We start from the raw sequence: 11,875 nt of genomic DNA on the forward strand, positions 1-11,875 counted from the left end.
CCTCACTGTAGGAGCGAGCACGCTCGCGATGGAGGCCAACGATGACGAGTGACACCTGACACTCCACGGCGCTCTCCGGCTCATCGCGGGCAAGCCCGCTCCTACAGGGGATGTGGTCATCTGTAGGAGCGAGCTTGCTCGCGATGGCGGTCAACGATGACGAGTGACACCTGACACTCCGCGGCGCTCTCCGGCTCATCGCGGGCAAGCCCGCTCCCACAGGGGATGTGGTCATCTGTAGGAGCGAGCTTGCTCGCGATGGAGGTCAACGATAACGCGGGGCACCTGACACTCCGCGGCGCTCTCCGGCTCATCGCGAGCAAGCCCGCTCCCACAGGAATGGAGTCACGGAGGACTCGCCCCGCTCAACACGTGCGCATGACCAATGGTGGTGAGGTGTACCGCGGTGCCGGTCGGCGGGGCGTACAGCCCGGAGCTGCGCACCATCAGTGACCGGCCGGGCTGGGGGGCGAGTTCGACGGTCAGGGTGCAGGTGTTGCCGCTGAAGTCGCGATCAGTGACAACGGCGGGGCAACCGGCGACATCCAGGTTGTTCGAGACCACGCCAATCACTTGCAATTGCTCAGGGCGCAGCATGATCTGGGCACTGTGGTTGTTACGATGGTTGTTGACCGGGATCCGCCCCAGGTCGCAATGGGCCCAGCCGGCTTCGATCCGGGCGGGCATGACCACCGCATCCCCCAGAAAATGCGCGGTCTGTTCATCGTCGGGGTAGCGATACAGGTCCAGCGGATGACCCGACTGCACCAGCCGGCCATCGCGCATGACGGCCAGTTGATCGGCAAACGACAAGGCTTCGCTCTGGTCATGGGTGACCAGAATGGTGGTTACGCCCGCATCGTCGAGCAAGCGCGCGACCATTTTGCGCATGGCCGCGCGCAAGCCGGTGTCAAGCGCGGAGAAAGGCTCATCCAGTAACATCAGCCGGGGTTGTTGCGCCAGGGCCCGGGCCAACGCGACCCGTTGCTGCTGTCCGCCGGACAGTTCATGGGGCCAACGCTCCGCCATGCTCTGGGGCAGCGCCACGCTGTCGAGCAACTGCGCGATGCGCTCGCGTTTTTCCTCGCCTTTGGTCGCCAGGCCAAACCCGATGTTCGCGCCCACGCTCAGGTGCGGAAACAGCGCACCGTCCTGCGGAACGTAACCGATCTGGCGTTGGTGAGCCGGGACTTCGTGGGTGGCGTCCACCAGCGTCTGACCGTTAAGGAGCAGGCGCCCGGTATCGGGGAACTCGAAGCCGGCGATCATGCGCAGCAGCGTCGTTTTGCCTGACCCCGAAGGCCCGACGATAACAGTGCGGCTCCCAGTCGGCACCGAGAGGCTAACGCCGTCCAGGGCGCGCTGTGAACCATAGGATTTACTGAGCGAATGCAGTTCAAGCGCGTTCATCGGCCCGCCGTGCGTTTGGATTGGTGGTAGAGGAGGCCGGTCAACGGCAATGACAATACGATCATCAGCAGCGCGTAGGGCGCGGCTGCCGCATAGTCGATTTCGCTGGTCAGGGCCCAGAAACCGGTGGCCAGCGTGCGGGTGCCATTGGGTGCCAACAGCAAGGTGGCGGTCAGTTCGTTGGTGATCGCCAGGAACACCAGTGCAGCACCTGCCGCAGCGCCGGGGGCAGCCAGGCGCAAAGTGATCAGCCACAGCGCCCGGGCGGGCGAACGTCCCAGGCTGCGAGCCATGTTTTCAAGCTCTATGGGGGCCTGTGCGATACCGGCACGCAGGCTGACCAATGCCCGGGGCAGAAACATCAACAGGTAGGCCAGCAGCACGGTCAGGGTCGTCTGGTAGATCGGCCGGGCGAAATGCACCGTCACCGTCACCAGTGCCAGTGCAACGACAATGCCCGGCAGGGAACTGGTGATGTAATTGCAGCTTTCAAGCATCCTCTGTAAACGCCCGGGCGAGCGGATCGAAAGCCAGGCGATCGGAATCGCCGCCAGGGTCGTGAGCGCGGCGCCTGCTGCTCCCAACAATAGTGTCTGCTGCAACGCCGGCAACAACTCGGCCATCTGCCAGACCTGCACACCGCCCGCGAGCAGCCACTTGCCCAAGGTCACCAGCGGGACGCCGAGCGTGAGGGCGCAGGTCAGCACCCACAGCGTCAGGGCCATCACTGTTTGGCCAGGCTTGAGCCGGACCAGTCGCTGTTCGCGGGCACTGCCTGAGCCGACCCGCGCATAACGTGCATGTCCACGGGCCGCCGACTCGACCGTCAGCATCGCCAGACAACACAGGGCCAGCACGCCGGCGAGCATGTTGGCGGCAGGACCGTTGAAGGTCGATTTGAACTGGTCGAAAATCGCCGTGGTGAAGGTGTCGAAGCGGATCATCGCGTACAGGCCGTATTCGGCCAGCAGATGCAGGCCTACCAGCAGCGAGCCACCGCAGATGGCCAGCCGCAGCTGTGGCACCACCACTCGGAAAAACACCGTCCAGGGCTTGAGCCCCATCGATTGCGCGACGTCCTCGATAGCCGGGTCGAGACGGCGCAGGGTTGCGGCCACCGGCAAGTAAAGAAAGGGGAAATAGGCGATAACCGACACGAGCACGCCGGCAAACAGCCCATGGATCGGCGGTACCAGGCTGACCCACGCGTAGCTGTGCACGAACGCCGGTACGGCGAGCGGCGCAATGGCCAGCAACGACCAGACCCGACGCCCGGACAAATTGCTGCGCTCGGTCAACCACGCCAACGTAACGCCCAGCGCGACGCACAGAGGAATGGTGATCGCCACCAGCAATAGGGTATTGATCAGCAGTTCGCCCACCCGGGGGCGAAATACCAATTCCACCAGTCTGACCCATCCGGTCTGCCAGGAAACACCCAGCACAAACGCAATGGGCAGCAGAGACAGCAAGGACACCAGCACGGACAAGCCGATCACCCACGCACCGCCACGGCCGGCAAACAAACCCCGGGAATGGCGGCGCATGGGGGCGGGGATCGGTGTAGCGACCCTCGCCGGTAGGGTTTCAGGCATCAATTCAGAGCAGTCCGGCCTGAGTCATCAGCTCCACGGCTTTTTTACTGTCGAGCCTGGACGCGTCGACCTTCGGCGCGTCGAGCTGTTGCAAAGGCACCAGTTTTGGGTTGGATTCAGCGTTCTTGCCAACGGCGTATTCGTACGAATTCCCGGTCTTGAGGATCGCCTGGCCGTCCTTGCCGGTCACCCACTTGAGGAACGCCTGAGCCTGTTCCTTGTGTTGACTCGACGCCAGGACGCCGCCACCGGAGACACTCACGAACGCGCCCGGATCCTTGTGCTTGAAGTAGTGCAGGGCGGTATTCTTGCTGTTTTCGCCCGTCTTGGCCTGATCGCCAAAACGGTAGTAGTGGTAGATTACGCCGCTGTCGATCTGCCCTGCATTCACTGCCTTGAGCACCGAACTGTTACCCCGATACGCGGTAAAGTTGGCTTTCATGCCCTTGAGCCATTCCAGCGTGGCCGCTTCGCCCTTGAGTTCCAGCACCGCCGCGACAATGGCCTGGAAGTCCGCACCGGCGGGCGAGGCCGCCCAACGACCTTTCCATTTCGGATCGGCCAGGTCCATCAGCGATTTCGGCAGGTCGGCTTCGGTCAATTTGCTCGGGTTATAGACAAACACTGTGGAGCGCGCGGCGATGCCCACCCACTTGCCGTGAGCCGGGCGGTAGGCGGCATCCACCTGTTCGAGGGTGGCCGGCGCCACCGGTGCGAACAGCCCGGCATTATCGACCAGCACCATCGCCGGCGAGTTTTCGGTGAGGAACACATCCGCCGGCGAAGCTGCACCTTCCTGGACGATCTGGTTGCCCATCTCGGTGTCATCGCCATTGCGCACCGTGACCTTGATCCCGGTCTCCTTGGTAAAACCCTCGATCCAGGCCTTGGTGAGGCTTTCATGCTGGGCGTTGTAAACCACAATGCCATCAGCGTCGGCAGCATAGACATGGCCGGCGCCGAGCAAGGCGGTGGCCAGCAGGGCTTTTTTCAGGAAAGACGGAACTTTGCAATTCATTGGGTGGGCAACTCCTGATCTATTTTTCCAGTGATGCAAGGCCTTTCGCAAAAAAGCTTTAATGCGAACGATTTGCATATTTAAGTCGCAGGGAATGTAGTGAGCACAATGAGAAAAATACGTTAAAAAAACCGTTAACAAATGTGATTTCCATTCAGATTAGCAGCACGAGAAACAAATGCTCGCGCGATCAGGATCGAGCACCGTCAGCGGCGTCGATCCAGATATCGAGGGTTAGCGTAGCTATGGATTGGCAGCTTGAAAGGTCGCCACCGCTGAAGATTGGTTTTGCGAGGTTATTTGAAGGCGTGTGTTTTCTTCAAAACGACCGGCCAACCGTCGGTATTGACGAGACCCAGCACTTGAAGTTGCCCGTTGCTGTCGACTCGCACGAATAACACACTGCCGTATTCGCTGGTTTTCGCATGCGGGTAACCGGTCTGTGCTTCGAAGTCACTGATGCAACCGCTATGGGTGACGAGCAACAGGTTGTGGTGGGTACGTTTGTGCGCGACGACTTCGTTGGGCAAGGCCTTGCCGCAGGAGGCGAGCCAGTCCTGGGTGATGGCCTCTTTGCCAAACATGAAATGTGAAGTTTGCGCGGTGCGGGTGATCGGGCTGGTGAGGACATCCACCTGGGCCATGCCAAGTTGTTCAAAGTCTTGCCCCAGCGCCTTTGCCGCTTGGGTACCAAGGTCAGTTATGCCATCTGCCGGGCCAGAACAGGGATTGCTTGAACGGTCGCAACGCTCAGTGTGACGAACCAACGCGACAATATCGCCGGCCTGCCAGCGCCGAATCAGTTCGCCAGCGTTCCTGGAGCCTGCCTGCCCGAGATCGGCGGGGGAGCGCGGCCACCAGACAAAACCGGTGACCGCAACAGCGACGCAAAGCGCTGCGCTGTAAGACAGTATCGTTTGGAGTCGGGATTTCATGAAGATTTACGATCTGAACGTGGTTAGGGAAAACTAAGTTCAGCGCGGTAGTCGAGCGGTGAAACCAATGTGAAAAAAGCGCAGCTCAAGTCGGTGGGAGTGCGTTATTGAGCGACTGATAATGTTTGTCTTTGACGTGTATTACCCGGCTCGGATTAGACACATGTCTGCACAGCGGCTCCAGTCGTCACCGCCATGCAGACCGTGTTCAGGAAGCAGGGCAGGTAAGGTTTGTACCGCCAGTTGCCTTGCTGATCGCTTCCGCAAGGCGCTTGACGTTTTGTTGCTGGGCCAGCACCAGATCGTCGATCGAAGGCCCGGAAGGCGTCTGCAAGGTGCTGCGGCAGTTGAGCGTCGCGCGCTCACCGTCGCCAGGGCTGCGCAGGCGCCAACGAACGTCCATCAACGCATATTGGCCGGGAATCGAATCGAAGCGCTGGACCTCCAGCCGCACCGACACCTTGCGTTGGGGAGCACTGTTGGCCAGTTGATCGATCAGTGCGCTGCGCAACTCATCCACCAGGGTTGCCGCCCACCAGTCAGTTTCGAGGATCGCCAGCCCGCTGTTGCCCTGGCGGATGACAATCTGCGGGCGATCCACCTGTGGCGGCACGTTGAGGCTTTCAATCTGAATTTCGCTGCCATTGCCCCGGGCCGTGGCGCCCAGCGGTGCAGGCGTGAGCGTGTGGAATTGAATGGGATCGCTGCGGCAAGCCGCCAGCAGCACACACGCAGTGACCAACGTAACCTTTAGCAAACACGCCATGATTGTTGCTCCTTTGGTCAGTTGCGCGGTGGCGCCTTGAGGTCCAATGGCGCGGCGTTGTCGGGACGGCCGCGAATCAGCGATTCCGGATGTCGGCCCAAGTAGTCCGATAGCTCTCGCAGCGAGCGCGACATGCGTTCGAGTTCGTTGAGGGTCTGGCCCAACTGCTCGCGTTGTGGCGAGTCCTCGGCCAGGGTCGACGTTGCCGATTGCAAGGTCTTGCTGACATCGGCCAGAGTAGTCGACACGCCAGGCAGCGTCTTGGCATTGAACTGCACCAGGCTCTTGCGCAGTTCCACGAGGTTGCTGTCGAGGTTGCCGGCGATCCGCTCGATTGGCAGCTGATTGATCTTGTTGACCATGCCTTCGAGTTTTTCCTGCAACTGCTCGAGGCTGCCGGGGATGGTTGGAATGGAAGGGGGGCGGGCGGTCGGATCGAACACGACTTTCTCGGCCTTGGGGTAGAAGTCGAGCGCAATATACAGCTGCCCGGTCAGCAGATTACCGCTGCGAGCTTGGGCGCGCAGGCCATTGTCGATGAAAGTGCCGATCAGGCGGATGCCGGCGGCTTCGTCCTCAGGGTTGTGATTCAACACCTTGAGCATTTTTACATGGGCCTGACCGAGCCGCTGCGGGTAGATGAGGATGCCGACATTGACCGGGAAGCTGCGTTTTTCGGCATCGAAATCCAGATTGACCGATACCACGCGACCGAACTCGACACCCAGGAACTCCACCGGCGCACCGACTTTGAGTCCGCGCAGTGCCTGTTCGAAGCGCAGCACCAGGTATTGCGCCTTGCCGGCGGGTGGGGCAAGGGCGGTCTGTTGGTCTTCGAACAGCTCGAAGGACTTTTCCTCGGCTGCCGCCACGTCATTGGGGCTGTACTCGGGGGCACGGAAGGCGATGCCACCGACCAGCAGCGAAGAAAGGGATTCGGTTTTGACCGCAAAACCGTTGGCGCCAACATTGACGTCAATGCCGCTGGCATTCCAGAAGCGGGTGTTTTCAGTGACGTAGGCGTCATTGGGTGAATGAATGAACACCTCGATGTCAACGCCCTTGCCGTCGGTATCCAGCGCGTAGGCAACCACCTGGCCGACCGGGATCTTGCGGTAGTAGACCGGCGAGCCGATATCCAATGAACCCAGGTCGTCGGTGTGCAATGTGAAGCGTTTGCCCGGTTCGCCATAGGTGATGGGCGGCGGGTTTTCCAGGCCGATGAAGCGTTTGGCTCGTGTATTGTCCTGGCCGATATCGGCGCCGATGTAATCACCGGAAAGCAGCGTGTCGATGCCGGATACGCCGCCGGCACCGATGCGCGGACGCACCACCCAGAATTGCGAATCCTTGCGAGTGAAGCTTTCGGCCTGCTTGGCCAACTGGATGGTGGCGTTAACGCTTTTCTGGTCGTCACTCAGCTCGACGTCGGATACATGGCCGATGACCACGTTGCGGTATTTCACCTCGGTCTTGTTGGCGACCAGACCACTGCCGGTCTTGAAGGTCACGGTAATGGTGGGGCCTTCCTGCATGATGCTGTGCACCACCAGGGAAATGCCCACCAGGACGGCAACGATGGGCACGATCCACACCAGCGAAACGCTGAAACGCCTGGTTTTGACGGGCGCCGGTCCCGGGGCCTGCGGCCCGTCAGTGGCTTGCGACTTCATCCATGACCTCCTCGTTGGTTGGACTGTCCCAGATCATCCTGGGGTCGAAACTCATCGCCGCCAGCATGGTGAACACCACCACGAGGCCGAAAAACAGAATGCCGGTGCGTGGCTCGATGTCGGCCAGGGCCTGGAATTTCACCAGTGAGGCAACCAGCGCGACCACGATCACATCGAGCATCGACCAATAGCCGATGACCTCGACGAAGCGGTACAACTGCGAGCGCTCCTTGCGCGCCCAGTTACTGTTGCGCTGCACGGTAATCAACAGCATGCCCAGGGCAATGAACTTGATGCCTGGCACCGCAATGCTGGCAATGAAAATTATCAGGGCGATGTCCCAGGCACCGTGCGACCAAAAGTCGATGACACCACTCATGATGGTGCTGTCGGCACCGTTGCCGACCATCTTGGTGTTCATCACCGGCAGCAGATTGGCCGGGACGTAGAACACCAGGGAGGTGATCAGATAGGCCCAGGTCCGCGTCAGCGCATTGGTCTTGCGCCGATGCAACGGCGCGCCGCAGCGCTCGCATTCGTGGGGCTCATGGGTCATGTCACAGGCCAGGCCGCAGGTGTGGCACAGGCACAGGTTGAATTCGTCGGCGGTGGGTGGTGTGCTCATGGCAGCTCCCACAGATCGCGCACATCGCGCCCGGCGATGCGGATCATCATCAGGCTCAGAATGGCCAGGGCGATCAGGCCGATACCGGGCAGCACGTCGAGAAACCCGGCCAGTTTGATCACGGCCACCATGGCCCCCAGCAGACAGACTTCCAGCATGCTCCAGGGCCGCAACGTTTCCAGCCATCGCATGCAGAACTTGAACCCCGGCGAACGATGGCCCGCCAGGGCATGACCCAGGACCCAGATGAGCAGCAGCAACTGGAATATCGGCGCGATGATCATGGAGATCGCCGCCACCAGGGCAATGAAGGTGATCGGCCCCAGGCTCAGGGCCAGCACCGAATCCCACAGCGTCGCACTGTTCTTCAGGCCTTGCAGGCTGATGCTCATGACCGGGTAGAAATTGGCGAAGATCCAAAGCATCAGTGCGGTGAGGGTCAGCGCCAGGCGCTGCTGCACCGTCAGCCCGTTATAACGCTCAAGCACGCCACCGCAGCGCACGCAGAGGGTTTTCTGATGTTTGGCGAGCGTGACTTTCTGGTACACGCAGTCGCAGTGCTCGCAGATGATCAGTTGATCGGTCGAAGCCATAGGCCGCTCTCGCCGGGAGACAGGAAAGTCAGAGCACCACCTCAATATAGAAGTGCCTTGCGATTGAGCAAATCGAAAGGCGAAATGCGAGGTGCCGACTCAGGGGTATTCCTGTCTTGCGTGCAGGATGCTCAGGACTTCTATCTGGTCCGTTAAGCGGTAGACCACGACATAATTGGGATGTACCACGATTTCCCGAGTACCGGAAACGCGGCCGGTTCGATACAGGAAGGGGTGTCGCGAAAGTGCTGCGATAGCAGCGTCGATGGCTCTGCTCAGCTCGTTGGCTGCTTGAATATCGTGATCGCTGATGTAGTCGAGTATTTCCAATAATTCAGCCCGAGCTCCGGGCCGCCATTCAATCCGCATCGCTCCTGTTACGCTTGGACTCAATCAATGCTTGGACTTCGGCCATTACCTGATCGTGCGGAGTATTGGGACGCGGATCGTCTACCGAAGACTGCACTTTTGCACGGAACCAGCGGTCATGGCCGGCCACCTGTTCCTCGTTATCGAGCGAAGGATCAAACGTAGGTCGTTCGGGGCACATGGAGACCTCCATATCGGATGCCGGCCAGTCTATTCGCGATGGAGTTTTTTGTCGTGGTTGCACTGACTGTCGGGTGGGTATTTCACACAGGTCGTTCATGATGAGATGCCGTCGCTGAAGGAGGTCACCACGCTAAACTTCGGGTTTCTGACCGGCAACCTTAAAAAGATGTCGGACGATTCCTGGTGCTGTGCCCGATCCCGCATTAAATCTGACATCCCGCGCAGTGGGTTGCCTGGGTGCACGCGGTGTCTGGGCCACCATCGCGACGGTTCGACGCCTCGACAAGCTCGCTCCTACAGGAGTGGGGTCAGCCCAGGACTTCGCGCAGGCGGTACCAGAGCATGCCGAGGGCCAGCAGGGGGGAGCGCAGCATCGGGCCGCCGGGGAAGGTCATGTGCGGCACGGCGCTGAAGACGTCGAACCCCTGGCTCTGCCCTGCGTGAATCGCCTCACCCAGCAGTTTTGCGCACCAGTGCGTGACGTTCAGGCCATGACCGGAGTAACCCTGGGCGTAGAACACGTTCGGATGCTGGCGCAAGCGACCCACCTGCGGGAAGCGATTAGCGGTGACGCCGATCTTGCCGCCCCATTGATAGTCGATACGCACGTCGGCCAGTTGCGGGAACACCTTGAGCATCTGCGGACGCATGTAGGCGGCGATGTCCACCGGATCGCGCCCGGAATAATGGCAGGCGCCGCCGAACAGTAAACGCCGGTCGGACGAGAGCCGGTAATAATCCAGGCCGACTTTCTGGTCGCACAACGCCAGGTTCTGCGGGATCAGGTTGGCCGCGACGTCCGGCGCCAGGGGCTCTGTGGCAATAATGTAGCTGCCGGCGGGCAATACTTTGCCGCTGAGTTTGGGCTCCAGTTCGTCCAGATGTGCGTTGCATGCCAGTACGAGGCTACCGGCGCGTACGGTGCCGGAGGCGCAGCGTATCTGCACGGTGCTGCCATGGATCAGTTCCAGCACCGGGCTCTGCTCGAAAATCTTCACCCCGAGGTTTTGCGCCACGCGCGCTTCGCCGAGCACCAGGTTCAAGGGGTGCAAATGCCCGGAGCCCATGTCAACCAGGCCTCCTGCGTACACCCCGGAGTTGACCACTTGTTCGCGGATCTGCTCGGGGCCGACCAGTCGAGTTTCAGGGGCGTAACCGCTTTCGATCAGGTGTTGCTGCTCGGTCTTGAACGCAGCGAACTGGGCCGGGGTGTTGGCCAGTTCGCAGAAACCCCAGCGCAGGTCGCATTCGATGTCGTGCTCGCGGATGCGTTGACCCACCAACTGCACCGATTCGACCCCGGCGCGCTCCATGTAACGCACGCCTTCAACGCCGACATGTTTGGCAAAGCCACTGACATCATGACCAATGCCGCGAATCAACTGCCCTCCATTACGCCCGCTGGCGCCCCAACCAATGCGCCGGGCTTCCAGCAGGATCACCGAGAGCCCGCGCTGCGCCAGTTCGATGGCGGTGTTGACCCCGGTAAACCCGCCGCCAATCACACAGACGTCCGCCGTCAGGTCTCCAGACACGGCAGGGAAGGGTGCCAGTCCGTTGGCCGAGGCGGCATAGTAGGAGCGGGCATGTTCTTGGGTGTACTGATTCATTTGTTCGACTTCACTTTGCTCCAGGAGCGGGTCATCAAGCGCATGATCGACTGGGGCGGAGTGGTGGAGATGTACAGCTTGTCGAGAACGTCCTGAGGCGGGTAAACCTCGGGGTTGTTCACAAGCTCGGCGTCCATGTACTGCTTGGCCGCCGGGTTCGGGTTGGCGTAGCCGACCGAGGCACTGACCTTGGCGATTACTTGCGGGTCTAGCAGGTAATTGATGAAGGCGTGGGCTTCTTTGGGGTTACTGGCATCGGCGGGAATCGCCAGCAGGTCGAACCACAGGTTACTGCCTTCCTTGGGAATGGCGTAGGCGATGTTCACACCATTACCGGCTTCCTTGGCGCGGTTGGCGGCCTGGAATACATCGCCGGAATAACCGAAGGCCACGCAGATATCACCGTTGGCCAGGTCGGACACGTATTTGGAGGAGTGGAAGTAGGTGACATAAGGACGAATGCTCAGCAGCTTGGCTTCGGCCTTTTTATAGTCGTCGGCCTTTTCACTGCGTGGGTCCATGCCCATGTAATTGAGGACGGCCGGGAACACTTCATCCGGCGAGTCCATCATCGATACGCCGCACTGGCTAAGCTTCTTGATGTTTTCCGGCTCGAACAGCACAGCCCAGGAGTCGATGTGGTCGATGCCCAGCACCTGTTTGACCTTGTCCACGTTGTAGCCGATACCGTTGGTGCCCCACAGATACGGAACGGAGTGCTGGTTGCCCGGGTCGTTCTGCTCCAGCAACTTCAACAGTTTCGGGTCGAGATTCTTGAAGTTCGGCAGTTGTTCACGATCCAGTTTTAGGAACGCGCCGGCCTTCACCTGGCGACCGAGAAAGTGGTTGGACGGCACGACTACGTCATAGCCGGTGCGGCCGGCGAGCAGCTTGCCTTCCAGGGTTTCGTTGGAATCGAAAACGTCATAGATCACCTTGATCCCGGTTTTCGCCTGGAAGTCGGTGAGGGTGGTTTCGCCAATGTAATCGGTCCAGTTGTAGACGCTGACGGTGGGCTCGGCGTGGGCCAGGGTACTGAACGCTACCACCAGGGCGGTGGGGAGGAAGGATTTGAGTAGACGCATTTCGACACCTCTT

The 11,875-nt window shown here is 60.4% G+C and carries 12 protein-coding genes; all 12 read right to left on the bottom strand.

All coding sequences use genetic code 11. The annotated features are described in order from the left end of the window. Positions 1-345: 345 nt before the first annotated feature. The 12 genes from AB4N64_RS10090 to AB4N64_RS10145 all read right to left on the bottom strand — a co-directional run bounded on the left by AB4N64_RS10090 (position 346) and on the right by AB4N64_RS10145 (position 11,862). Positions 346-1,410 (bottom strand): ABC transporter ATP-binding protein, encoded by a 1,065-nt coding sequence (locus tag AB4N64_RS10090; protein ID WP_460124927.1) that lies wholly within the window; start codon positions 1,408-1,410, stop codon positions 346-348. Beyond that, a complete protein-coding gene (locus AB4N64_RS10095) occupies positions 1,407-3,005 on the bottom strand; it encodes an ABC transporter permease (protein WP_460124930.1) in 1,599 nt (532 codons plus the stop codon). The genes AB4N64_RS10090 and AB4N64_RS10095 overlap by 4 nt, the downstream gene beginning before the upstream one ends. A gap of 4 nt (positions 3,006-3,009) precedes the next feature. Then, positions 3,010-4,023, bottom strand: coding sequence for an iron ABC transporter substrate-binding protein (locus AB4N64_RS10100; RefSeq protein WP_460124933.1), 1,014 nt, complete (start codon positions 4,021-4,023; stop codon positions 3,010-3,012). A gap of 296 nt (positions 4,024-4,319) precedes the next feature. Continuing rightward, on the bottom strand, positions 4,320-4,958 hold the full coding sequence (gene pmrG / locus AB4N64_RS10105; protein ID WP_460124936.1) for a lipopolysaccharide core heptose(II)-phosphate phosphatase PmrG: 639 nt from the start codon (positions 4,956-4,958) through the stop codon (positions 4,320-4,322). Between the two features lie 208 nt (positions 4,959-5,166). Next, positions 5,167-5,724: a PqiC family protein gene (locus AB4N64_RS10110; RefSeq protein ID WP_460124939.1), complete on the bottom strand. Its 558-nt coding sequence runs from the start codon at positions 5,722-5,724 to the stop codon at positions 5,167-5,169. A 17-nt stretch (positions 5,725-5,741) separates the two neighbouring features. Continuing rightward, positions 5,742-7,397 carry a PqiB family protein gene (locus tag AB4N64_RS10115; protein WP_460124942.1) on the bottom strand — a complete coding sequence of 552 codons (1,656 nt, stop codon included), beginning with the start codon at positions 7,395-7,397 and terminating at the stop codon, positions 5,742-5,744. Beyond that, on the bottom strand, positions 7,378-8,022 hold the full coding sequence (locus AB4N64_RS10120; protein ID WP_460124945.1) for a paraquat-inducible protein A: 645 nt from the start codon (positions 8,020-8,022) through the stop codon (positions 7,378-7,380). The genes AB4N64_RS10115 and AB4N64_RS10120 overlap by 20 nt, the downstream gene beginning before the upstream one ends. Beyond that, positions 8,019-8,615, bottom strand: coding sequence for a paraquat-inducible protein A (locus AB4N64_RS10125; protein ID WP_460124948.1), 597 nt, complete (start codon positions 8,613-8,615; stop codon positions 8,019-8,021). Before AB4N64_RS10125 ends, AB4N64_RS10120 begins: the two co-directional genes overlap by 4 nt. 99 nt (positions 8,616-8,714) lie before the next feature. Beyond that, the gene (locus AB4N64_RS10130; RefSeq protein ID WP_460124951.1) at positions 8,715-8,984 is read right to left on the bottom strand and encodes a type II toxin-antitoxin system RelE/ParE family toxin; all 270 of its coding nucleotides are present in this window, start codon (positions 8,982-8,984) and stop codon (positions 8,715-8,717) included. Continuing rightward, positions 8,974-9,165, bottom strand: coding sequence for a type II toxin-antitoxin system RelB family antitoxin (gene relB / locus AB4N64_RS10135; RefSeq protein ID WP_460124954.1), 192 nt, complete (start codon positions 9,163-9,165; stop codon positions 8,974-8,976). Before relB ends, AB4N64_RS10130 begins: the two co-directional genes overlap by 11 nt. Before the next feature lie 310 nt (positions 9,166-9,475). Continuing rightward, complete coding sequence (locus AB4N64_RS10140; protein ID WP_460124957.1) at positions 9,476-10,777, bottom strand: NAD(P)/FAD-dependent oxidoreductase; 1,302 nt, start codon at positions 10,775-10,777, stop codon at positions 9,476-9,478. Continuing rightward, positions 10,774-11,862, bottom strand: a complete 1,089-nt coding sequence (locus tag AB4N64_RS10145) for a polyamine ABC transporter substrate-binding protein (protein ID WP_460124960.1) — start codon at positions 11,860-11,862, stop codon at positions 10,774-10,776. Before AB4N64_RS10145 ends, AB4N64_RS10140 begins: the two co-directional genes overlap by 4 nt. Positions 11,863-11,875: the final 13 nt, after the last annotated feature.

Source organism: Pseudomonas sp. S2_C03 (assembly GCF_054668405.1).